This window comes from Streptomyces vinaceus, assembly GCF_008704935.1.
Lineage (GTDB): Bacteria > Actinomycetota > Actinomycetes > Streptomycetales > Streptomycetaceae > Streptomyces > Streptomyces vinaceus.
The window spans coordinates 5625924-5647699 of sequence record NZ_CP023692.1; the positions used below are offsets into that span (position 1 = coordinate 5625924).

General features: G+C 74.4%; 19 protein-coding genes and 1 riboswitch. Of the genes, 9 read left to right on the forward strand and 10 right to left on the reverse strand.

The window, feature by feature from the left end; all coding sequences use genetic code 11:
- Positions 1-127: 127 nt before the first annotated feature.
- From CP980_RS25370 to CP980_RS25395, 6 genes are all read left to right on the forward strand, one after another.
- The gene (locus tag CP980_RS25370; RefSeq protein ID WP_132760585.1) at positions 128-1078 is read left to right on the forward strand and encodes a hypothetical protein; all 951 of its coding nucleotides are present in this window, start codon (positions 128-130) and stop codon (positions 1076-1078) included.
- Positions 1078-2361, forward strand: a complete 1284-nt coding sequence (locus tag CP980_RS25375) for a sensor histidine kinase (RefSeq protein WP_150529151.1) — start codon at positions 1078-1080, stop codon at positions 2359-2361. The genes CP980_RS25370 and CP980_RS25375 overlap by 1 nt, the downstream gene beginning before the upstream one ends.
- 50 nt (positions 2362-2411) lie before the next feature.
- Positions 2412-3029 carry a response regulator gene (locus CP980_RS25380; protein WP_229907345.1) on the forward strand — a complete coding sequence of 206 codons (618 nt, stop codon included), beginning with the start codon at positions 2412-2414 and terminating at the stop codon, positions 3027-3029.
- Positions 3030-3091: 62 nt separating this feature from the next.
- Positions 3092-4540, forward strand: a complete 1449-nt coding sequence (locus CP980_RS25385; RefSeq protein ID WP_150529152.1) for a peptidoglycan D,D-transpeptidase FtsI family protein — start codon at positions 3092-3094, stop codon at positions 4538-4540.
- Positions 4541-4602: 62 nt separating this feature from the next.
- Positions 4603-5112 carry a GNAT family N-acetyltransferase gene (locus tag CP980_RS25390; RefSeq protein WP_132760582.1) on the forward strand — a complete coding sequence of 170 codons (510 nt, stop codon included), beginning with the start codon at positions 4603-4605 and terminating at the stop codon, positions 5110-5112.
- A gap of 43 nt (positions 5113-5155) precedes the next feature.
- The gene (locus CP980_RS25395) at positions 5156-5863 is read left to right on the forward strand and encodes a DsbA family oxidoreductase (protein WP_150529153.1); all 708 of its coding nucleotides are present in this window, start codon (positions 5156-5158) and stop codon (positions 5861-5863) included.
- 52 nt (positions 5864-5915) lie between these two features.
- On the opposite strand, the gene CP980_RS25400 is transcribed toward CP980_RS25395, so the two are convergent.
- Positions 5916-6983, reverse strand: coding sequence for a pyridoxal-phosphate-dependent aminotransferase family protein (locus CP980_RS25400; protein ID WP_150529154.1), 1068 nt, complete (start codon positions 6981-6983; stop codon positions 5916-5918).
- Between the two features lie 78 nt (positions 6984-7061).
- Here CP980_RS25400 and CP980_RS25405 point away from each other — a divergent pair, with 78 nt between their 5' ends.
- Complete coding sequence (locus CP980_RS25405) at positions 7062-8150, forward strand: amidohydrolase family protein (RefSeq protein ID WP_150529155.1); 1089 nt, start codon at positions 7062-7064, stop codon at positions 8148-8150.
- 294 nt (positions 8151-8444) lie between these two features.
- Complete coding sequence (locus CP980_RS25410) at positions 8445-9368, forward strand: SCO1860 family LAETG-anchored protein (protein ID WP_150529156.1); 924 nt, start codon at positions 8445-8447, stop codon at positions 9366-9368.
- 27 nt (positions 9369-9395) lie between these two features.
- Here the strand turns inward: CP980_RS25410 and CP980_RS25415 are convergent, their stop codons facing one another.
- Both CP980_RS25415 and cobC read right to left on the reverse strand, forming a co-directional pair.
- A complete protein-coding gene (locus CP980_RS25415; protein WP_229907335.1) occupies positions 9396-10640 on the reverse strand; it encodes a CapA family protein in 1245 nt (414 codons plus the stop codon).
- 195 nt (positions 10641-10835) lie between these two features.
- Positions 10836-12266 carry an Rv2231c family histidinol phosphate aminotransferase CobC gene (cobC, locus tag CP980_RS25420; RefSeq protein WP_132760577.1) on the reverse strand — a complete coding sequence of 477 codons (1431 nt, stop codon included), beginning with the start codon at positions 12264-12266 and terminating at the stop codon, positions 10836-10838.
- 86 nt (positions 12267-12352) lie between these two features.
- Between cobC and CP980_RS25425 the strand changes: the two genes are divergently transcribed.
- On the forward strand, positions 12353-13078 hold the full coding sequence (locus CP980_RS25425) for a ZIP family metal transporter (protein ID WP_030163119.1): 726 nt from the start codon (positions 12353-12355) through the stop codon (positions 13076-13078).
- Between the two features lie 2 nt (positions 13079-13080).
- Here the strand turns inward: CP980_RS25425 and CP980_RS25430 are convergent, their stop codons facing one another.
- From CP980_RS25430 to CP980_RS25460, 7 genes are all read right to left on the reverse strand, one after another.
- The gene (locus CP980_RS25430; protein WP_150529157.1) at positions 13081-14577 is read right to left on the reverse strand and encodes a cobyrinic acid a,c-diamide synthase CobB; all 1497 of its coding nucleotides are present in this window, start codon (positions 14575-14577) and stop codon (positions 13081-13083) included.
- Complete coding sequence (cobO, locus tag CP980_RS25435; RefSeq protein ID WP_132760575.1) at positions 14571-15170, reverse strand: cob(I)yrinic acid a,c-diamide adenosyltransferase; 600 nt, start codon at positions 15168-15170, stop codon at positions 14571-14573. Before cobO ends, CP980_RS25430 begins: the two co-directional genes overlap by 7 nt.
- A complete protein-coding gene (locus CP980_RS25440) occupies positions 15170-17305 on the reverse strand; it encodes a putative cobaltochelatase (RefSeq protein ID WP_150529158.1) in 2136 nt (711 codons plus the stop codon). The genes cobO and CP980_RS25440 overlap by 1 nt, the downstream gene beginning before the upstream one ends.
- Positions 17306-17408: 103 nt before the next feature.
- Complete coding sequence (locus tag CP980_RS25445; RefSeq protein WP_132760573.1) at positions 17409-18932, reverse strand: cobyric acid synthase; 1524 nt, start codon at positions 18930-18932, stop codon at positions 17409-17411.
- Positions 18929-19888: a cobalamin biosynthesis protein gene (locus tag CP980_RS25450; protein ID WP_150529159.1), complete on the reverse strand. Its 960-nt coding sequence runs from the start codon at positions 19886-19888 to the stop codon at positions 18929-18931. The genes CP980_RS25445 and CP980_RS25450 overlap by 4 nt, the downstream gene beginning before the upstream one ends.
- Before the next feature lie 38 nt (positions 19889-19926).
- A riboswitch (cobalamin riboswitch) is annotated at positions 19927-20077 on the reverse strand.
- Positions 20078-20201: 124 nt separating this feature from the next.
- Positions 20202-20423: a hypothetical protein gene (locus CP980_RS25455; protein ID WP_099893479.1), complete on the reverse strand. Its 222-nt coding sequence runs from the start codon at positions 20421-20423 to the stop codon at positions 20202-20204.
- A 28-nt stretch (positions 20424-20451) separates the two neighbouring features.
- On the reverse strand, positions 20452-21732 hold the full coding sequence (locus CP980_RS25460) for an inorganic phosphate transporter (RefSeq protein ID WP_132760571.1): 1281 nt from the start codon (positions 21730-21732) through the stop codon (positions 20452-20454).
- Positions 21733-21776 lie beyond the last annotated feature (44 nt).

The following is a 21776-nucleotide window of genomic DNA, read 5'->3' on the forward strand; positions in this document are numbered from 1 at the left end:
ATGCGGGTCCGTGGATGTGGGCCCGCGGATGCGCGTCGGCGGACGGGGAGGTTCCTCCCCCGGGCGGGGGAGGGGGTTCCCCATTGCGGGGGAGGTGGCGGGGCGGCGGACACGGGACCGTTGCGTCATGACCGCACAAGCCGTTGACATGGGGGCCGGACCCAAGGCCCTGAGGGTGGTGGCCCTGGCCGCCACCGTGCCCTATCTCGTACTCAAGTCCGCCTGGCTGTCGGGGAGCAGGGTCGGGATCCCCGACGACAGCCCGCTGCTGGAGCAGGGCACGTTCCTCGCCGCGGCCAATGCGGTGACCCTCGCCATGGACGCGAGCGTGATCGTGCTCGTCCTGGTCCTCACCAGACCCTGGGGGATGCGGGTGCCTTCCTGGCTGCTCACGCTCCCCGCCTTCGTCGCCAGCGGACTCCTCACCCCGATCCTCCTCGCGTTCCCGGCCCAACTGCTCATACGGGCGGCGGGTCAGGGCGGACCGGCGGCCGCCGGGGACCCGGCGCGGCCCTTCCTCGATCCCTGGGTGTTCACCGTCGTCTACACCGGCTTCTGCGTCCAAGGACTCGCCCTGGCCGGGCTGTTCGTGCCCTATGCGCGCAGGCGCTGGGGTCGGCGCTGGCAGGGCGTGCTGGGCCGCGGGCTCCCGTCACCCACGGGGGTGGTGGCGGGAGCCGCGGCGGTGGGCGCCGTGGTGATCGCGGCCGTCCACCTGTACTGGGCCTTCGGCGGGGCGGCCGGAGTGGGGGAGGAGCGGGCCGCCGCCCATACGGCGGTGACGGGCGTGGTGTCCGGGGCGCACGCGGTGTGCGCGCTCGCCGCCGGCGCGGGGGCGGTGCTGCTGGTCCGCGGCGGGAGCCGGGCCGCGTGGTGGCCGTCGGCCCTCACCTGGACCGGTTCGGCGGCGGCCGTGTGCTGGGGGCTGTGGCCGTGGATCGCCTCGCTGGGCCCGCAGCTCGACGGCGGCGAACCGGCCTCCGGGGCGGTCCAGTGGATCTACGCTGGCCAGGTGATCACCGGAATATGTGCCGCGGCCGTGCTGACGCGGTTCCTCACCTCTCGCCGCGAGGGGTGATGCGGGCGGCGGCGTCCCGGCTGCTGGGGGCGCGGGCCCGGCTGCGCTGGGTGCACCTGGTCCTCGGCGGGGCCCTGCTGATGCCGTACTTCCTCCTCGCCCAGGTGGTGGTCGGCGTCTGGGCCGGCCGGGGCGGGTTCTTCAACTCGGTCCAGCTGACCTTCGCCTCGTACGGGCTGGCCCTGCCGCTGGCCGCGGTGACCGCCGTGTTCGGGCTCGTCCGGCCGTTGTCGGCCGGGGCCGTCCGGGCCCTGTGCGGGGTGCCGGGGGAGCGGCTGGCCGAGGGGCCGGCCCGCTCCTGGGCCGCGCGGGGGCGGACCTCGGCCTGGTGGACCCTGCACCTGGGGGTCGGAGCGGTGGTCAGCGGGATCAGCCTCGCGGTGCCGCCCATGGCGGTGGTGCTCATCGCGCTGCCGTTCGTGAGCGGGCTGCGGAGCGCCGAGTTGGGGCTGGGGTGGTTCAGCACCGGCGCCGCGCCGTACGTGGCACCGCTGCTCGGGGCCGGACTGCTGGGCGGGCTGGTCCTGTGCGCCGCCGGGGCCGGGGCGCTGCTGGCCCGGACGGCACCGGTGCTGCTCGGGCCGACGGGGGCGGACCGGCTGGCCGCGGCCGAGGAGAGGGCCGCCGACCTGGCCGTGCGCAACCGGCTGGCCCGGGAGCTGCACGACGCGGTCGGGCACGCCCTGAGCGCCGTCACGCTCCAGGCGGTGGCCGCCCGGCGGGTGCTCGACAGCGACCCCGGGTTCGCCCGGGAGGCGCTGGCCGCGATCGAGGACACCGCCCGGCGGACGGTGGGCGAGCTCGACGCCGTGCTCGGCCTGCTGCGGGACGGAGACCCGGCCCGGGCCGGCGCCGCCCCCGCGCCCACCCTCGCCACCGACCTCGACGCCCTGCTGGCCCGTACCCGGGCCGCCGGGACCGCCGTCACCGCCCGGCAGGATCCCGGACCGGCCGGGGACTGGGCGCAGCTCCCGGCGATCACCTCCCGCGAGGCCTACCGGATCGTCCAGGAGGGCCTGAGCAACGCCCTGCGGCACGGCGCGGGTCCGGTCGAGCTGCGGATCGCCGTACGGGTCGCGGAAGACGGCCCCCCTCACGCACTGGAGATCACCATGACCAATCCACCGGGCCCCGCCGCCGGGGCGCGGCCCCGCACGACCGGGGGGCGCGGGCTGCACGGCGCGGCCGAGCGGGCCGGCCTCCTCGGCGGCCGCGTCGAAGCCGGCCCGCACGAGGGGCTGTGGCGGCTGCGGGCGGTCCTTCCGCTCGGAGGCTCCCGGTGACCGCCGCGGTCCGGCCGCCGCTGCGCATCGTCCTCGCCGACGACGAGCGCATGGTCCGCACCGCCCTGCGGGTCATCCTCGAAGCCGAACCCGATCTGGAGGTCGTCGGGGAGGCGGCCACCGGCGCCGAGGCCGTCCCGCTGGTCCGCACCCTGGCCCCCGACGTGGTGCTCATGGACGTCCGGATGCCCGAGATCGACGGCATCCGGGCCACCGAGCAGATCGTCGCCACCCTGGCCGAGCCGCCCCGGATCGTGGTCGTCACCACCTTCGAGAACGACGCGTACGTCTACGAGGCGCTGCGTGCGGGCGCCGCCGGGTTCCTCCTGAAGCGGGCCGAGCCCGAGGAACTGATCGGCGCGGTCCGCCTCGTCGCCCGCGGCGACAGCCTGCTCTTCCCGGCGGCCGTCCGCGCCCTGGCCGCCTCCCACGCGCCCGGCGGCCGGGGCCCCGTCGCGCCCTGGGTGGCCCGGCTCACCGACCGGGAGGCCGGCGTGCTGCGCCTGATGGCCACGGGACTGTCCAACCAGGAGATGAGCGAACGCCTCGGCGTCGGCCCGCAGACGGTGAAGACCCACGTCGCGGCGGTCCTCGCCAAGACCGGCTCCCGCGACCGCACCCAGGCGGTCATCGCGGCCTACGAAGGCGGCTTCATGAAGAAAGACTGAGAACTCGGCCACAATCAGGGCAGAGCGGAACGCGCGGAGGCCTTGACGCGTCTTTCCGGGAGATGAACAAGACGATCAGGCGTGCGTCGGTCTTCTGTCTGCTCCTGGTGCTGGCCCTTCTGGTGCGGGTCACCTGGGTGCAGGCCTACCAAGGCAAGGCCCTCGCGGACAACGAGAACAACCGGCGGAACCTCATCGGGCAGTACGAGAACCCGCTGGGCAACATCATCGTGGGCGGGGAGGCGATCACCGGCTCGGCGAAGACGGACGGAAAGGACTTCGGCTACAAGCGGACCTACGTCAACGGGCCGCTCTACGCTCCGCTCACCGGCTACAGTTCCCAGGCCTTCGGCACGAGCATGCTGGAGGGCGTCTACAAGAAGATCCTCAACGGGTCCGACGACCGGCTCAAGACGGTGATGGACATGCTCACCAACAAGCGGGCCGCGCCGGGCAACGTGCTGACCACCGTCGACAAGGACGTGCAGCAGGCCGCCTACGACGCGCTCCAGGGCAAGCAGGGCGCCGCCGTCGCCATCGACCCGGCGACCGGCGAGATCCTCGCCATCGTGAACAACCCGTCCTTCGACCCGGGCAGCATCGCCGGGGCCAACGACAAGGCGGCCTGGGAGAAGCTGATCGAGGACAAGGGCAAGGCCATGGAGAACGTGGCCCTGCGCAAGCCGCAGGCGCCCGGCTCCACGTTCAAGCTGGTCACCCTCGCGGCGGCCATCGAGAACGGGCTGGTCACCAACCTCGACACGCCGACCGGCACACCGGACCCGTACACGATCCCCGGCACCCGGACCCAGCTGCCCAGCGAGGCGGGCTCCGCGGCCTGCAACAACGTCTCGGCGCGCACCGCGCTGCGGCTGTCCTGCAACAACGTCTTCGCGGAGCTGGCGCACAAACTGGGCCAGGACAAGATGCGGGCGATGGCGGAGAAGCTCGGTTTCAACAGCGAGATCTCGACGCCCGTGACCGCCCGCCCGGGGAGCAAGTACCCGACGCAGAAGATGTCCGTCGACCAGGTCGCGCAGACCGGTATCGGCCAGTTCGACGTGCAGGCCACCCCGCTCCAGATGGCGATGGTGACCGCCGCGATCGAGAACGGCGGCAAGCTCGTCGCCCCGCACTCGGTCTCCGAGGTCACCGACGCGAACGGCAACGTGCTGGAGAGCTTCAAGGACCCGAAGTCCCAGCAGGTCATGAACGCCAAGACCGCCTCGATGCTCCAGGACGCCATGCGGACGGTCGCCACCGAGGGCGGCGGCAAGCCCGCGCAGGTGGCGGGCGCCGAGGTGGGCGGCAAGACCGGTACCGCGCAGCGCGGCGTGAACAACAGCCTGCCGCCGCTGGCCTGGTTCACCTCGTACGGCAAGCTGGGCGGCAAGCAGATCGCCGTTGCCGTGGTGATCGAGAACTCGGACACCGACCGCTCCGAGATCGGCGGCGGCAAGCTGGCCGCCCCGATCGCCCAGAAGATGATGGCGGCGTGGCTGAAGAAGTAGCCACGCGGACCGCACCACGACGCGCCGGGAACCGACATGGCTCCCGGCGCGTTTCCTGTTCCATGATCAGAACCGCGCAACCCGCAGATCTCGACGCCATAGCGGCCCTCCACGCCCGGGCCCGGGCCACGTACTACCAGGGCCGCATCCCCGAAGAGGAATACGCGGGCGAGGCCGAACTCGCGCGCACGCGCCAGGGCTGGTCGGTGGCGGTCGCCCGCAGCGCCGACGAGGGCGGGGTGCTGTGCGCGGAGCAGGACGGGGAGCTGCGGGGCGTCGCCGCCTTCCGGACGACCGACGGCGAGACGACCCTCACCCAGCTCCACGTGGACCCGGTCCACTGGCGCCGGGGCACCGGAGCCGCCCTGCACGCGGCGTGCGTGGACGCGTGGCGGCGGGCCGGGATCGGCCGGGTCCGGCTGGAGGTCTACGAGCACAACCTCCGGGCCCAGGCCTTCTACGCCAGCCAGGGCTGGAACCCGGATCCGTCCGGTGCGGAACGGGCCGGCTCGCACCTCACGCTGTGGCTCAGCCTCGGCTCCGGGGAATGCGACGCTCCGGCAGGTGGTTGAAGCCGAAACCGTCCAGTCCCGGAACAAGGAGAGAAAAAGGATCATGCGCGTCGAGATCTGGAGCGACATCGCCTGCCCCTGGTGCTACATCGGCAAGGCCCGGTTCACCAAGGGGCTGGCCGAGTTCGCGCACCGTGACGAGGTGGAGGTCGTCTTCCGGTCCTTCGAGCTCGACCCGAACAGCCCCAAGGGGACCGTGGCGCCCGTCCTGGACATGCTCGCCAAGAAGTACGGCCGCACCCTGGAGGAGGCGCGCGGCATGGAGGAGCACGTCGCCGCGAGCGCCCGCGCCGAGGGGCTGACGTACCGCACCGACGGCCGCGACCACGGCAACACCTTCGACATCCACCGCCTGCTGCACCTGGCCGCCGCCCGCGGCCGCCAGGAGGAGCTGCTCGACCTCGCCTACCGCGCGAACTTCGCGGAGGAGAGGTCGGTGTTCGACCCCGAGGTGCTGGTCGCCCTCGCGGTCGAGGCCGGGCTGGAGGAGGCCGAGGCCCGTACGGTCCTCGCGGACGACACCGCGTACGCCGCCGAGGTGCGGGCGGACGAGCGCGAGGCGGCCGAACTCGGCGCGAACGCCGTGCCGTTCTTCGTCCTCGACCGCCGCTACGGCATCTCCGGCGGCCAGCCCGCCGAGGTCTTCACCCAGGCCCTGGAACAGGCCTGGGCCGGCCGTGAGGTCCCCGAGCCCGCCGCCGGGGCCGAGGCCTGCACCCCTGACGGCGCCTGCGCGGCCCCCCGGGCCTGACCGGGCTCCGGCCCCCGCGCGCCGCCCGGGGCCCCGGCCCCGGGCGGGGCGGTCAGTACAGGGTTTCCGACCAGGCCGCTTCCGCGGCGGCCACGGCATCGACCGGATCCGTGCCCAGGGCCGTGGCCACGGCCGTCAGGGACGTGAGGACCGCGTCCAGAGAGGCCGCCTGGCCGTAGTGGTTGACGCGGATCATCTCCCCTGCCGCCGAGACGGGGGCCGCGGGGGCGGCCGCCAGGGCCTTCGCCGCCACCAGCGGGGCTTCGGGCACGCGGAGCGTGGTGGCCACCGGCGCCGCCTCCTCGGGGCGCGTGACGTACGGGGCGACGCCCATGGCCTGCGCGCCCGCCCGGGTCGCCGCCGCGGCCGCGGAGTGGCGGGCCATCACCGTCACCGGCCCCTCGGTCGAGATCCGCTCCAGGCAGGCCTCCAGCGCCAGCATCTCCAGCTGCGCCGGGGCGTGCGGCAGCGCCGTGCGGCCCGCGTCGATCCAGCGCTCCTTCCAGTCCAGGAGCGAGAGGTACGAGCGGCGCGGCGCCGCGGGATTCTCCGCGAAACGGGCCCACGCGCGGTCCGAGACCGACACCGCCGAGACCCCCGCCGGGCCGCCCATCGCCTTCTGGGCGCCGATCACGCACAGGTCCACGCCCCACGCGTCCGGCAGCAGCGGTTCCGCGGCCACCGAAGCCACCGCGTCGAGCATGAACAGCGCCCCGTGGGCCCGTACGACCTCGCCGATCTCCGCCACCGGGTTGGTGTTCCCGGTCGCCGCCTCCGCGTGGACCAGCGAGACGAAGTCGATCCGCGGGTGCTCGGCCAGCGCCCGGGCCACCTGCTCCGCCGTCACCGCCGTGTCGAACGGCACCGCCAGGTCCACCACGTCCGCCCCGCAGTCGCGCAGCCAGTTGCCGAAGGTGTTCCCGTACGGGCCGGTCACCACGTTCAGCGCCGTCGAACCGGGCCGCGCCCCCGAGCGGATGCACCCCTCCAGCGGCAGCAGCGCCTCGCCCTGCGCGATCACCACCTCCTGACGCGTGGACAGGAGGTCCGCGACCCCCCGCTCGATCGACGCGAAGCGCTCCGCCGTGAGCGGCGGGAGGTCCAGCAGGGGGTGCGTCACGGTGGTGCTCTCTCTTCGTCCGCTGCGTCCGGGGTCTACCCGCACGAGCGTACCGAGACCGCACGTACAGTGCGGAACATGACCGATGACGTGCTGCATGTGAAGGGGCGTGTGCTCGTCGGACCCGACGACGCGCGCGACGAGCTCTGGGTGGTCGGCGGCCGGATCTCGTACGCACGCCCGCACGGGGCCCGCGAGATCACCACCGTGTCCGGCTGGGCCCTGCCCGGTCTGGTCGACGCGCACTGCCACGTGGGGCTCGACGCCCACGGCCCGGTCGACGCGGAGACCGCCGAACGCCAGGCCCTGACCGACCGCGACGCCGGCACCCTGCTCATCCGCGACGCCGGATCCCCCTCCGACACCCGCTGGATCGACGACCGCGAGGACCTGCCGAAGATCATCCGGGCCGGTCGCCACATCGCCCGCCCGCGCCGCTACATCCGCAACTTCGCCCACGAGATCGAGCCGGCCGACCTCGTCGCGTACGTGGGGCGCGAGGCGCGGCGCGGCGACGGCTGGGTCAAGCTGGTGGGGGACTGGATCGACCGCGAGGCCGGGGACCTGGCCCCCTGCTGGCCGCGCGCCGAGGTGGAGGCGGCCATCGCCGAGGCGCACCGGCTGGGTGCCCGCGTCACCGCGCACTGCTTCGCCGAGGACTCGCTGCGCGACCTGGTCGAGGCGGGCATCGACTGCGTCGAGCACGCCACCGGGCTCACCGAGGACACCATCCCGCTGTTCGCGGAGCGCGGGGTGGCGATCGTCCCGACGCTCGTCAACATCGCGACGTTCCCGAAGATGGCGGCGGGCGGCGAGGCCAAGTTCCCGCGCTGGTCGGCGCACATGAGGCGGCTGCACGAGCGCCGGTACGACACCGTACGGGCCGCCTACGACGCGGGCATCGGCGTGTACGTCGGCACCGACGCGGGGGGTTCCCTGCCGCACGGCCTGGTCGCGGCCGAGGTCGCGGAGCTGGTCCGGGCCGGGATCCCGGCCCTGGAGGCCCTTTCGGCGACGACGTGGGCGGCGCGCGAGTGGCTCGGCAGGCCGGGACTGACGGAGGGGGCGCCGGCGGACCTGGTGGTCTACGACGCCGACCCGCGGGCCGACGTACGGGCGCTGGCGCAGCCGCGACGGGTCGTCGTGAACGGCAAGGTCCGGGCCTGAGCGCCGGGTTGACGCGCGGCGTGACGCCGGCGCCCTGGCGGTCGTTGTGAACGGCCGCCGGGGAGGCCGGCGTCGGCGTGTTCCCCACGGCTGTGTGGCGGAAAAGAACTCCTGTTCCTCGTGATGGCAGGGAATCGAATACGTGCATGAAAACCACCCCTTGGAGTGAACTCACCTCAGGTCGTCACCCGTTCACTCTCCGTGCGTAAAGATTCCCAGGGTTAGAGGCCGTCGGCGCGCGATGTCCCCCATTGGCGGCGCGACGGCTCCCATCTCCCCGGGGGTTCCACCACCTTGAACAGCAACACCTTCCGCATGCCCGCAGCCGTCCTGATCGCCACGGGAGCGGTCGCCCTGCTCACCGCCCCGCCCGCGTTCGCCACCGGAGGCGGCGGCTCCACCGGCGGCGGGGAGGGCAAGGCCGGAGCGGTCGTCCTGCGCGCCGGACTCGACGTGGGCCTGCTCAACAAGACCGTCCACGTGCCGCTGACCACCACCCTCAACGAGGTCAGCGCCCCCGCGACGGCGCAGAAGACCGCCCTGGCCGTGACCCTGGACGGGGTCGAGGGAGGGCAGCCGGTCAGCGTGCTGCGCGCCGACGTGGCCACCTCCAAGGCCACCGCCGACAAGAGCCGCGCCGAGGCGGAGGCCAACCTGGCCAACGCCAAGGTGCACGTGCCCGGGCTGCCGGCGCTCTCCCTGATCCAGGTGGAGAAGGTCACCTCCAAGGCCGTGTGCGAGGCGGGCAAGAAGCCCGTGGCCAGTTCGAACGTGCTGGGGTCGGTGACCGTGCTCGGCAAGAAGGTCACCCTCTCGGCCGGCGGCCCGACCAAGGTCGAGATCCCCAAGGTGGGCATGGTCAGCCTGGAGCTCTCGGGCACCCGGACCACCTCCACCACGGCCGCCGCGGCCGCGCTGCGGCTGAAGGTGTCCGTGAACCCGCTGGACCTGAACGTGGCCCAGGTGGAGGGCGAGGTCGTGCTCGCCGAGGCGCACTGCGAATCCCCGGTCGGGGCGCCGGCGCCCGAGCCCTCGGCGAACTCCGGCGTCAAGCCGCAGACGGTGGCCTCCGGGACCGGTGCGGCCGTCACCACCCACGCCAACCTGGCCGAAACCGGCGGCGGTTCGGTGACCCCGTACGTCGCGGGCGGTGCGCTGGTCCTGCTGGGCATCGGGGCCGCCGCACTGGTCGCGACCCGGCGCGGCCGCACCTCGTAGGCCGGGTGCGGCCGGCCCCCCGGGCCCTCAGCGGGTGGCGCGCTCCAGGCCCTGCTTGTCCGCTCCGCGCGACAGCACGGCCTCGCTGACCTGCTTGTCGACGGCGGAGTACGCGGACTTCGCCGCCGCCCCGAGCCCGGAGTCGGCCGAGGCGCACGAGGTGCAGACGACGCGGAACGGCGGGTTCATGTCCGAGTACTGGGTGAGGTACTCGGCCTTGGTCACGTCCCAGCGGCCGGGGTGGGCGGCCGCCGGGGTGAAGGTGAAGCGCGGGATCGAGGACATGTTGCCGCGCGCCTTGTCGGCCTCGTAGAAGCTGGCGATCTGGTCGCCCATGCCGAACACGACCCACGTGCCGTTGATCTTCTCGTAGGGCTGCGGCACGTGGTTGTGCGTCCCGAGGATCAGATCGATGTCGGGGAGCCCGTCCGGGCCGCGCGAGGCGGTCAGCGCCTGTGCCAGGTCCCGCTGCTGCTGGTCGGGCGCCGTCTGCCACTCGGTGCCCCAGTGGACGCTGAGGACGACGACGTTCGCGCCGGCCGCCCGGGCCGCGCGCGCGTCGGCGATGATCCGGTTCTGGTCGATCAGATTGACCGACCAGGGCTTGCCGGCCGGGAGCGGGATTCCGTTCGTCCCGTACGTGTAGTCCAGCTGGGCCACCTTGGCGCCGCCTGCGGAGAGCACCGCCGGGGCCTTGGCCTCATCGGCGCTGCGGGCCGAGCCGACGTGTTTGATGCCGACCCGGTCGAGGTGCTCCAGGGTGCGGACGACACCGTCGTAGCCGTCGTCCAGGGTGTGGTTCGAGCCGGTCGAGCAGCTGTCGTACCCGGCGTCCTTCAGGGCGTCGGCCAGTTGGTGCGGGGCCTTGAACGCGGGATATCCGGTGTAGGGGCCGCCGGGCCGGCCGTACGGTATCTCGTGGTGGCACACGGCCAGGTCGGCGGCGGCCACCAGGGGCTTGACCCCCGCGAGTATCTTCCGGAAGTCGTGGCTCTCGCCGCTGCCCCGGGCGTCGTCCGCGGCCCGCTGGACGATCGACGGGTACGGGATGATGTCGCCGGTCGCGACCAGCGTGAACGGCTTGGCCCCGGCGGGCGCCGTCGGACTCGCCTTGCCCTGGCCCGCGCTCGCCCTGCCCGTTGCGGGCTCGGCCCCGAGCCGCTGCTCGCCGGCCCCCTCGCCGTGGTCGAGCAGGCTCGGCAGGGCGAGGATCCCGCCGGCTATGGCCGCCACCGCGGCCACGGCCAGGCCTGTCGTGGTCGATGTCTTCATGTTTCCGGACCCCCCGGGCTTCCCTGCTGATGCCGAGATCATCGCCCACCTCCGGCCGCCCCGCCAACGGAGCCAGGGCCTCCGGATGGCCGCCCGGCCGCAGGCCGGAGCGGGTACGGCCCGCCCTTCCCGGCCCGCCTCTCCCGGCCGCCCGGTCGCCCGGTCGCCGGCCCCGGCCTCCCCGCCCCGCCCGGGTCAGCGGGCGGTCAGCGCCAGGGCGTGGTCCAGGGCCTGGAGGAGGCTGCCCGTCGTGGCCCGGTCGCGGACCGCCAGCCGCAGCCACGAGTCGTCCAGGCCCGGGAAGGTGTCCCCGCGGCGGACGGCGAAGCCGAGGGCGCGCAAGCGGGTGCGGATCTCCGCGCCGCCCGCCACCTGGATCAGGACGAACGGCCCCTCCGCCACCCCCGACACCGTGATCTCCTCGAACTCCGCCAGCCCCGCCAGCAGATGCGCCCGGTCCACGGCGATCTGCCGCGCCGCGGCCTCCGCCTCCGCCAGCGCCGCGGGCGCCACGCACGCCTCCGCCGCCACCAGCGCCGGCGTCGAGACCGGCCACAGCGGCTGCGCCGCCGCCAGCTTCGCGATCACCTGCGGCTCGGCCAGCACGTAGCCGATCCGCAGCCCCGCCAGCCCCCACGTCTTGGTCAGGCTCCGCAGCACCACCAGGCCCGGCACGTCCGTCCGCCCGGCCAGCGCCTCCCGCTCGCCCGGGACCGCGTCCATGAACGCCTCGTCCACGACGAGGATCCGGCCCGGCCGGGCCAGCGAGGCCAGATCCGCCGCCGGGTGCAGGACCGACGTCGGGTTGGTCGGATTGCCGACCACCACCAGGTCCGCGTCCTCGGGCACCGCCCCCGGGTCCAGCCGGAACCCGTCCGCCGCCCGCAGCACCACGCGCTCCACCGTGTGCCCCGCGTCGCGCAGCGCCGCCTCCGGCTCCGTGAACTGAGGGTGCACCACCACCGGCCGCCGCGCGCCCAGGGCCCGCGCGATCAGTACGAACGCCTCCGCGGCCCCGGCCGTCAACAGCACCCGCTCGGCCGGCAGCCCGTGCCGATCCGCCACCGCCGCGCGGGCCGACCGCCCGTCGGGGTACGCGGCGAGAGCGTCGAGCGAAGCCGCGATGCGCTGCTTGAGCCAGTCCGGCGGGGTGTGCGCCCGTACGTTCACCGCGAGGTCCACCAGCGCGCCGCCGTCGCCGCGCACCTCCGCGTCCCCGTGATGGCGCAGGTCGTGCGGGTGCGCCGTGGCCACGGCGCAGGTCGCCGCCACCGACCGGCGCTTCGGTACGAGCAGCTCCCCGCCGCCCGCGAGCGCCGCGGCCTCCGCCACCGAGGAGGTTCCGGCGGCGCCCTGCACCGTGTCGGAGGGGTGCGGTACGGGGATCGCGGCCAACTCCTCGGCGGGGTAGCTGAGCAGCGGCACGCCGAAACGTTCCGCCGCACCCGTGAGCCCCGCCTCGCCCGCCTTCGACTCCACCGTGGCCAGCGCCTTCACCGCCCCGGCGGCCAGCCCGGCCCCCCGCAGCGTCTCCTCGACCAGGGCGCAGACCTCCGCCACGGAGACCCCCGCGCGTCCCCCGACCCCGACCACCAGCTGCGTCGCGTACTCGCCCACCGGGCTCATGCCCCCTCCGTAGTCGTCAATGGTTCGTGCCCCGCCGCCCGCGCGCACACGTGCGTACGGGGCGAGGAGTCGGTATTCAGGGGCACATGGCCGTGATCGTGGCGCTGGGCGCGTTCCTGATGACCCTGGCGGGCGGGTGGACGGCGCAGCGCGTCACCGACCGCCGCCACCTCGTGCTGGGCCTGGCCGGCGGGCTGATGCTCGGCGTCGTGGGCCTGGACCTGCTGCCGGAGTCGCTGCACGCGGCCGGCCGCAAGGTGTTCGGCGTCCCGCTCGCCCTGCTGCTCTTCGTGGCGGGGTTCCTGATCGCGCACGTCGTGGAACGCCTGCTGGCGGTGCGCCAGGCCGCGCACGGCGCCGAGAACGGGGGCCGCGTCCCCGAGGTCGGGCTGACCGCGGCCTCGGCGATGGTCGGACACAGCTTCGCCGACGGCGTGGCCCTGGGCGCGGCCTTCCAGGTCGGCGGCGGGATGGGCGTGGCCGTGTCGCTGGCCGTCATCACGCACGACTTCGCCGACGGGTTCAACACGTACACGCTCACCCGGCTCTACGGGAACGCCCGCCGCAAGGCGCTGATGATGCTCTTCGCGGACGCGGTGGCCCCCGTACTGGGCGCGGTGTCCACTCTGCTGTTCACCCTTCCGGAGGAACCGCTGGGGGCGTACCTCGGATTCTTCGGCGGAGCCCTGCTGTACCTGGCGGCCGCCGAGATCCTGCCGGAGGCGCACCACAAGCACCCCGCCCTGTCCACGCTGATGTGCACGGTGGGCGGGGTGGCCGGGATCTGGCTGGTGGTGGGCCTCGCGGACTGAACTCACCTGGCCCGCGCCGCGGCTTCCGCGAAGCGGAGGGCCACCGACGGCTCCGCCGCCCAGTGCGTGTGCAGGTAGCTGGCGTGGACGCGCCCCTGTACGAAGCCCTCGACCCGGCGTTCGGGGTGCGTGAACCCCCACGCGGGGGCGGAGCCCGCGCCGGGCTCGATCACCGTGCGGTGGAACTCGTGGCCGCGCAGGCGGGTGCCGGCGGCCGCGAGGGGGCTGTCCGAGACCGCGACGGCCTCGCGGTAGCCGAGGGTCAGCCGCTCCGACATGCGCGCGTCGGCGTCGAGGACCCCGCACATGGGCTTGCCGTCCAGGGAGCGGGCGAGGTACAGCAGCCCCGCGCACTCGGCGGCGACGGGCCCGCCGGCCGCGGCGAAGGCCGCGACGGCCTCGCGCAGCGGCGCGTTGGCGGCGAGCTCGGGGGCGTACACCTCGGGGAACCCGCCGCCGATCACCAGGCCGGCGGTCCCCTCGGGCAGGGCCTCGTCCCGCAGCGGGTCGAAGGTGACGACCTGCGCCCCGGCGGCGGTCAGCAGCTCGGCGTGCTCGGCGTAGGAGAACGTGAACGCGGGGCCGCCCGCGACGGCGATGACAGGGCCCCCACCCCGCCCGTTCTCGGAACCGGGCTCCGCCCGGACCCGGTCCTCGAACGCCGGACGGGCCGCAACGTCCGGCCCCGCCGGCGCGTGGGGCGCGGCGGGCCGGGGGCTGAGCTCCCGGTTTCGGGAAGGGGCGGGACGGGGGAAGAGGGCCTCTGCCGGGTCCCAGGCTTCGCAGGCCAGCGCCGGGGCCGTCCTGGCCAGGGCCATCAGCGCGTCCAGGTCGCAGCCCTGGCGGACCTGGTCGGCCAGGGCGGAAACAGCGGCCAGCGCGTCGGCGCGCCGCTCCGCCACCGGGACCAGACCCAGGTGCCGCGAGGGCGCGGCCACCTGCGGGGCCCGGCGCAGGACGCCGAGCACCGGCATCCCGGCCTCCTCCAGCGCCTCCCGCAGCATCACCTCGTGCCGGTCCGACCCGACCTTGTTCAAGATCACGCCCCCCAGCCGCACCTGCGGGTCGAACGAGGCGAAGCCGTGCACCAGCGCCGCTACCGACCGCGACTGCGAGGAGGCGTCGACCACCAGCACCACCGGCGCCCGCAGTACCTTCGCCACCTGCGCCGTCGACGCCAGCTCGCCCCGCCCCGCGGCGCCGTCGTACAGGCCCATCACGCCCTCGACGAGGGCGAGATCGCATCCCGCCGCCCCGTGCGCGAACAGCGGGGCGACCAGTTCCGGCCCGCACATGAACGCGTCCAGGTTGCGCCCCGGCCGGCCGGTGGCCAGCGCGTGGTAGCCGGGGTCGATGTAGTCGGGCCCGGCCTTGTGCGGGGACACGGCGAGGCCGCGCTCCGAGAAGGCCGCCATCAGGCCCGTCGCGACCGTGGTCTTGCCGCTGCCGGAGGACGGCGCGGCGATGACCAGGCGCGGTATGTGGAGCGATGTCACCACTCGATGCCCTTCTGGCCCTTCTGGCCGGCGTCCATCGGGTGCTTGACCTTGGTCATCTCCGTGACCAGGTCCGCGAATTCCACCAGCTTCTGCGGCGCGTTGCGCCCCGTGATCACCACGTGCTGGGTGCCGGGCCGGTCGCGCAGCACCTCGATGACCTCGTCGACGTCGATCCAGCCCCAGTGCATCGGGTACGCGAACTCGTCCAGCACGTACAGCTTGTGCGTCTCGGCGGCCAGATCGCGCTTGACCTGCTCCCAGCCTTCCTTGGCCGCCTGCTCGTTGTCGAGCTGCGCGTCGCGCTGGACCCAGGACCAGCCTTCGCCCATCTTGTGCCAGACGACGGAGCCGCCCTCGCCGGAGGCGCCGAGCACCTTGAGGGCGTTCTCCTCTCCGACCTTCCACTTCGCCGACTTGACGAACTGGAACACCCCGATCGGCCAGCCCTGGTTCCAGGCGCGCAGCGCCAGCCCGAAGGCCGCCGTCGACTTGCCCTTGCCCGGGCCGGTGTGGACGAAGACGAGCGGGCGGTTGCGGCGCTGGCGCGTCGTGAGTCCGTCGTCCGGAACGACGGTCGGCTGTCCCTGCGGCATTACGCGGCCCTCCTGTGGGTGTCTGATGCGGTACGTACGTTCTTCACGAGCCCGGCCAGCGAGTCGGCCCGCAGCCCGTCGAGCGTGACGGCGGGTCCGCCGAGGTCGGCGGCCAGTACGCCGGCCAGCCCCAGCCGGACCGGCCCCGACTCGCAGTCCACGACCACCGAGGCGATGCCCTCGGCCTGGAGCAGCCGGGCGCTGCGGCCGGCGAGCGCGCGCGGGTCCCCGCCGGCGGAACCGGCGGAGCGGGCGGAACCGGCCGTACCGGCCGACGTGGCCCGCCCGTCGGTGACGACCACGAGCAGCGGGCGCCGGCTGGGATCGCGCAGCCGCTCGATCCGCAGCACCTCGTGGGCCTTGAGCAGCCCCGCGGCGAGCGGGGTGCGCCCGCCGGTCGGCAGTTGTTCGAGCCGGGTCGCGGCCGCGTCCACCGAGGAGGTGGGCGGCAGCGCCAGTTCGGCCGCGGAGCCGCGGAAGGTGATCAGGCCGACCTTGTCCCGGCGCTGGTAGGCGTCCAGCAGCAGCGAGAGCACCGCGCCCTTGACCGCGCTCATGCGCTGCCGGGCGGCCATCGAACCGGAGGCGTCGACCACGAAGAGGACCAGGTTCCCCTCGCGGCCCTCCCGGGTGGCCTGGCGCAGGTCGTCCTTGCGGACGACGAGCCCGCGCCCGGTGCGCCCGCGCGCCTTCTGGTGCGGGGCGGCGGCCTGGACGGTCGCGGCGAGGTGCAGCTTCGTCAGCTGGCCTCGGGGGCGCTGGGCGCCGGTGGTCCGGCCGTGCGCGGTGCGGGCGCGCGAACGCCGCCCGGAGGCGCCCTCGCCGAGGCCGGGGACGCTCAGCATCTTGGTCCGGAACGGCTCGGCCGCCCGTACGGCGGCCTGCTCGGGCGCGGCGCCGTCCGGGGAGGCGGGCTGCCGGGCGGGGGAGTCGGGGGTCTCGCGGGTCTCGGGCGCCTCGTCCGGGGCGGGTGCCTCGTCCGGGGCGGGTGCCTCGGGTGCCTGTGGCGCCTCGGGTCCGCCCTGCGGCGGGATCCCGCCGCCTCCGCCGTCCGGGCCGCCGTCCTCCGGGCCGCCGTCGCCGGGGCCCTCGGGCTCCGGGTCGGGGTCGTTCTCCGGCTCCTCGTCGGGGAACCCGTCCAGGATCTCGTCGAGCTTGTCCTCGTCCAGGCCCGGGGCGTCGAAGGGGTTGCGGCGCCGCCGGTGGGGGAGCGCCAGCAGCGCGGCCTGCCGTACGTCCTCCTTCCGTACCTCGGTCCGCCCGGCCCAGGCGGCCAGCGCGGTCGCGGTACGGGCCATCACGATGTCGGCGCGCATGCCGTCGACCTCGAACCCGGCGCAGGTCGCGGCGATCTGGAGCAGGGAGGTGTCGCCGAGGCGGACCTGCGGGAGCAGGGCGCGGGCGGCCACGACGCGGGCGCGGACGTCCTGCTCGTCACCGGCCCAGCGGCCGGCGAACGCGGCCGGGTCGTCCTCGTAGGCGAGCCGCCGGCGCACCACCTCGACGCGCTGGGCGGGCTCGCGGGAGGCCGCCACCTCGACGGTGAGTCCGAAGCGGTCCAGGAGCTGCGGGCGGAGCTCGCCCTCCTCGGGGTTCATCGTGCCGACGAGCAGGAAGCGGGCGGCGTGGCGTACGGACACGCCCTCGCGCTCGACGTACGAGGCGCCCATCGCGGCGGCGTCGAGGAGGAGGTCGATCAGGTGGTCGTGGAGGAGGTTGACCTCGTCGACGTAGAGGATCCCGCGGTGCGCGTCGGCGAGCAGGCCGGGCTCGAAGGCCTTCACGCCCTCGGCGAGGGCCCGTTCGATGTCGAGGGCGCCGACGAGGCGGTCCTCGGAGGCGCCGACGGGCAGCTCCACCATGCGCGCCGGCCGGGCGGTGCCGGGGCCGGGCTCGTGGGGGCCGTCGGGGCAGGCGGGGTCGGGGGCGGCCGGGGTGCAGGAGAAACGGCAGCCGGGGACGACGTCGACCTGCGGCAGCAGCGCGGACAGCGCGCGCACGGCGGTGGACTTGGCGGTCCCCTTCTCGCCGCGTACGAGCACGCCGCCGACCGCCGGGCTCACGGCGTTGAGCAGGAGCGCCAGCCGCAGGTCGCTCTGGCCGACCACTGCGGTGAACGGGTAGGGCGTGCTCATGCGATGCCTTTCCTTGTGCGGATACGGATACGGGTACGGGTGCGCGTGCGCGGGCCGGTGTGGTCGTACGGGGCGGGCGGGGCCGCCCGCGGGGCCGGGGCCGTCACGGCGCGCCCGGGGGGAGGAAGGGGAGGCCCGCCGGGGCCCCCGCTTCGATCAGCCTCAGCAGCCCGTCGGTGTCGGCGTGTTCCTCGATCAGGTCGCCCAGCAGGTCCAGCTGCTCCTCCCTGAGGGAGGAGAAGGAGGTGTCCGGGGACGGGACGAAGCGGCGGCCGGCGGCCGCGGCCACCTCGCGCAGGAACGCCCGCCTGAAGCCGTCCGACTCCAGTGAGCCGTGCCAGTGCGTGCCCCACACCGAGCCGACCCGGCACCCGTCCAGGAACGGTTCCCCGCCGAGCACCTCGGCCACCCCGTGGTGGATCTCGTACCCGTCGACCGCCTCGCCGAGCGCCGTCCCGGAAGGCCGCTCCAGGGTCTTCTCCCGCTCGAAGCGGATCCGTACCGGCAGCAGGCCCAGCCCGTCCACCGAGCCCGCCCGCGACTCGACCTCGTCCTCGATGTGCTCGCCGAGCACCTGGAAGCCGCCGCAGATCCCCAGCACCGGCCGGCCCTCGGCGGCCCGCCGCAGCAGCGCGTCCGCCAGGCCGCGCTCGCGCAGCCACTCCAGCGCCTTCACCGTGCCGCGCGTGCCCGGCACCACCACCAGGTCCGCGTCGGCCAGTTCCTCGGCCCGGTCCACGAACCGCACCACCACGCCCGGCTCCGCCGCCAGCGCGTCCACGTCCGTGAAGTTCGACATCAGCGGGACCGCGCACACCGCGACCCGCAGCACGTCCTCGCCGAGCGGCGGGGCCACGACCGATTCGCGCACCGCGCCCCGCAGGGAGACCCGGAGCCCGTCCTCCTCGTCGATGCCCAGGCCGTGCTTGAACGGCAGCACCCCGTACGTGGCGCGCCCGGTCAGGCCGCGCAGCATCTCCATGCCGGGCTCCAGCAGCGACACGTCGCCGCGGAACTTGTTGACCATGTATCCGGCGATCAGCGACTGGTCCTGCGGCGACAGCAGGGCCGTCGTCCCGAAGAACGAGGCGAAGACCCCGCCCCGGTCGATGTCCCCGACCACGACCACCGGGAACCGGGCGGCCCGCGCGATGCCCATGTTCACGATGTCGGTCCGGCGCAGGTTGATCTCGGCCGGACTGCCGGCCCCCTCACAGATCACGGCGTCATACGTGCCCCGCAGCTGCTCCAGGCAGTCCGTGACGACGCCGAGCAACTGCTCCTGGCGCCCCCCGTGGTAGCCGCGCGCACTCATCTCGCCCACCGGCTTGCCCAGCAGCACCACCTGGCTGCTGCGGTCGCTGCCGGGCTTGAGCAGCACCGGGTTCATCAGCGCCGTCGGCTCCACGCGGGCCGCCTGCGCCTGCATCGCCTGCGCGCGCCCGATCTCGGCGCCCTCGCGCGTCACGAACGAGTTCAGCGACATGTTCTGCGCCTTGAACGGCGCCACCTTCACGCCCTGCCGGGCCAGCCAGCGGCAGATGCCCGCCGTGACCACGCTCTTGCCCGCGTCCGATGTGGTGCCGGCGACGAGAAGTCCCCCGCCGAGCTGCTTCGCGCCGCTCATCCGCGCCCCTTCCGTATGCCGTACGAGACCGCACAGCGCAGTGCCACGCACGCCCCCAGCGCCAGCCACGTCACCTGACGGGACAGCCGTACCGCGCGTTCGATGTCGGCGGCCTCCACCGGCCGCCCCTCCTCGCCGTTCAGCACGGCCCGGTGCTCGATGCGCCCGCCGTACGAAAGGGTCCCGCCCAGCCGCACCCCGAGCGCCCCGGCGAAGGAGGCCTCCACGGGCCCGGCGTTCGGGCTCGGGTGTGCGGCGGCGTCCGCGCGCCAGGCGCGTACGGCTCCCCGCCGGTCGGGCCCGGCCGCCGCGGCGGCCAGCGCGGTCAGCCGGGCGCCCGGCCAGCCCATGAGGTCGTCGAGCCGGGCCGAGGCCCAGCCGTAGCGCAGGTGGCGCGGGGACTTGTGGCCGACCATCGCGTCCAGGGTGTTCACGGCGCGGAACGCCAGCAGCCCCGGGACACCGGCCGCGGCGCCCCACACCAGGGCGCCGACCACCGCGTCGGAGGTGTTCTCGGCGACCGACTCCACGACGGCGCGGGCCATCTGCTGCCCGTCCAGGGCCTGCGGATCGCGCCCGCACAGGTGCGGCAGCCGCTCCCGGGCCACCTCGGCGTCCCCGGCGGCGAGCGCGCCGCCGATGGCGCGGGCCTCCCGGCCCAGCGAGGTGCCGCCGACGACGGCCCAGGTGGCCACCGCGGTCAGGGCGATACGGGTGGCCGCGGGCCGGGAGCGCACGGCGCGGGCGCCCAGCGCGCCGACGGCTGCCGCGCCCCCGGCGCATATGAGGGTGTGCAGAACGCCCCGTGCGCGGTCGTCGCGCCACAGGGCGCGCTCGACGGCGGTGGCGGCTCGTCCGAAGGCGGCCACGGGGTGCCCCCGGCGCGGATCACCGAGGATCCGGTCGCCGATCAGGCCCGCCGTGGCGCCGTACGCGAAGACGCGGTCGGCACGCATGGTGCAGGTATGTCCTCACTCAGGGTCCGCGCCCTGGTTCGACGTGTCCGGCGGTGGGAGTTCCTGGCTCCCGGGGCGCACGCGCCGCGTGCTCCCCGGTGACAGTGGCGGGACCGCGCCGGATTCGCACCGGACTTCCTCTCCATGCCGCCGTATTGGCTCGGGCAGTCCACCACGCACCGAGAAGGCCCGTCAACTCGCCGTTGACCTGCGGCGGTGCAGGTCAGGGAGGCGGGTCGCGGGCGCACGAAAGCTCCCCCCGGGAATCCCGGAGGGAGCTTCGGCACGCCGTGGACCGGTCGGTCGGACCGGGTCAGCTGACGATCAGGTAGATCCCGTACCCCACGGCCGCCGCGACGAGCGCGAAGCAGGCGTACGCGCCGCTGCGGGCGAGGGTGGCGGCGCCGCCCTGCTCGGTGGCGGTCTCGTGCTTGGAGAGGCCCACCAGACCCAGGGTGAACAGGGCCACGAGGGCGACGGTGGCGGAGAGGCTGACCCCGAAGACGGAGCCGAGTGCTGCCCAGTCGATCTTCATACTGCGGATTCCTCTGTCGTTCTCGGGGTCAGACCGCGGCGGCGGGGGCCGCCGGCGTGGTCGGTGCGGCCGCCGGGATGGTGGCCTTCAGCGCCTCGTCCGTGACCGCGGCGGTCGTACCGGCGGCGGCCTCGGCGGCCACCGTCGGCGGGACGGTGACGGCGGCCATGGCCGTGGTGACGACGCCCGGCTCCTCGGCCGCGGCCGGCTGCACCTCGTTGACGTTGCTGTGGTCGACGACCTGGCGGCGCGAGATGAGCCAGATGGCGACGCAGGAGGCGACCAGGAAGAGCGCGACGGCGGCGACACCGACGTCACCGGTGCGCATGACCAGCTCGGCACCGGAGGCGACGACGGCGGCGGCCGGCAGGGTCAGGCCCCAGGCGATGAACATGCGGCTGGCGGTGGACCAGCGGACCACGCCTCCCTTGCGGCCGAGGCCCGCACCCATGACGGCGCCGGAGCACGCGTGGGTGGTGGAGAGGGAGAAGCCGAGGGTGGAGGAGGCCAGGATGACGCTCGCGGCCGAGGTCTGGGCGGCGAAGCCCTGCTGCGGCTGCAGGTCGGTCAGGCCGCTGCCCATGGTGCGGATGATGCGCCAGCCGCCCAGGTAGGTGCCCATGGCGATCGCCATGCCGGCGGAGACGATGACCCAGACCGGCGGGTTGGAGCCGGGCGCGAGCGCGCCGCCGGCGACCAGCGCCAGGGTGATGATGCCCATCGTCTTCTGCGCGTCGTTGGTGCCGTGCGCGAGGGAGACGAGACCCGCCGAGGCGATCTGACCGGCCTTGTAGCCCTTGGCGGAGGTCTTCTTGCCGACGTTCCCGCCCAGCTTGTACGTGACCTTGGCGGCCAGCATCGCGGCCACACCGGCCACGATCGGCGCGGCGATCGCGGGCAGCAGCACCTTGGTGACGAGCGTGCCGCCGTTGACGGCGCCGAGGCCCGCGGAGGCGACGGCCGCGCCGACCAGGCCGCCCATCAGGGCGTGCGAGGAGCTGGAGGGGAGTCCGACCAGCCAGGTGACGAGGTTCCAGAGGATCGCGCCGACCAGGGCGGCGAAGATCACTTCTGGCTGGATGCCCTCTTCGTTGACCAGGCCCTTGGAGATCGTCTTGGCGACCTCCACGGACATGAACGCGCCGACGAGGTTGAGCACGGCGGACATGGCCACCGCCGTCTTGGGCTTGAGGGCGCCGGTCGAGATGGTGGTCGCCATCGCGTTGGCTGTGTCGTGGAAACCGTTCGTGAAGTCGAACACGAGAGCGGTGATGATCACGATCCCGAGGAGAAGCGTTATGTGCTCCATTTACCCAGGCTTCTGTTTGACGTCAGTGGCTCGGCGACCGTAGG

What these genes read in the sequence shown, in the direction of transcription:
- CP980_RS25445 (WP_132760573.1), bottom strand. Translation starts at nt 18,932, where the DNA reads ATGAGCGGCGCGAAGCAGCTCGGCGGGGGACTTCTCGTCGCCGGCACC.
- CP980_RS25370 (WP_132760585.1), top strand. Translation starts at nt 128, where the DNA reads ATGACCGCACAAGCCGTTGACATGGGGGCCGGACCCAAGGCCCTGAGG.
- CP980_RS25380 (WP_229907345.1), top strand. Translation starts at nt 2,412, where the DNA reads ATGGTCCGCACCGCCCTGCGGGTCATCCTCGAAGCCGAACCCGATCTG.
- CP980_RS25405 (WP_150529155.1), top strand. Translation starts at nt 7,062, where the DNA reads ATGACCGATGACGTGCTGCATGTGAAGGGGCGTGTGCTCGTCGGACCC.
- CP980_RS25415 (WP_229907335.1), bottom strand. Translation starts at nt 10,640, where the DNA reads ATGAAGACATCGACCACGACAGGCCTGGCCGTGGCCGCGGTGGCGGCC.
- CP980_RS25440 (WP_150529158.1), bottom strand. Translation starts at nt 17,305, where the DNA reads ATGAGCACGCCCTACCCGTTCACCGCAGTGGTCGGCCAGAGCGACCTG.
- CP980_RS25395 (WP_150529153.1), top strand. Translation starts at nt 5,156, where the DNA reads ATGCGCGTCGAGATCTGGAGCGACATCGCCTGCCCCTGGTGCTACATC.
- cobO (WP_132760575.1), bottom strand. Translation starts at nt 15,170, where the DNA reads ATGCCGCAGGGACAGCCGACCGTCGTTCCGGACGACGGACTCACGACG.
- CP980_RS25375 (WP_150529151.1), top strand. Translation starts at nt 1,078, where the DNA reads ATGCGGGCGGCGGCGTCCCGGCTGCTGGGGGCGCGGGCCCGGCTGCGC.
- CP980_RS25425 (WP_030163119.1), top strand. Translation starts at nt 12,353, where the DNA reads ATGGCCGTGATCGTGGCGCTGGGCGCGTTCCTGATGACCCTGGCGGGC.
- CP980_RS25460 (WP_132760571.1), bottom strand. Translation starts at nt 21,732, where the DNA reads ATGGAGCACATAACGCTTCTCCTCGGGATCGTGATCATCACCGCTCTC.
- CP980_RS25455 (WP_099893479.1), bottom strand. Translation starts at nt 20,423, where the DNA reads ATGAAGATCGACTGGGCAGCACTCGGCTCCGTCTTCGGGGTCAGCCTC.
- CP980_RS25390 (WP_132760582.1), top strand. Translation starts at nt 4,603, where the DNA reads ATGATCAGAACCGCGCAACCCGCAGATCTCGACGCCATAGCGGCCCTC.
- CP980_RS25450 (WP_150529159.1), bottom strand. Translation starts at nt 19,888, where the DNA reads ATGCGTGCCGACCGCGTCTTCGCGTACGGCGCCACGGCGGGCCTGATC.
- CP980_RS25385 (WP_150529152.1), top strand. Translation starts at nt 3,092, where the DNA reads ATGAACAAGACGATCAGGCGTGCGTCGGTCTTCTGTCTGCTCCTGGTG.
- cobC (WP_132760577.1), bottom strand. Translation starts at nt 12,266, where the DNA reads ATGAGCCCGGTGGGCGAGTACGCGACGCAGCTGGTGGTCGGGGTCGGG.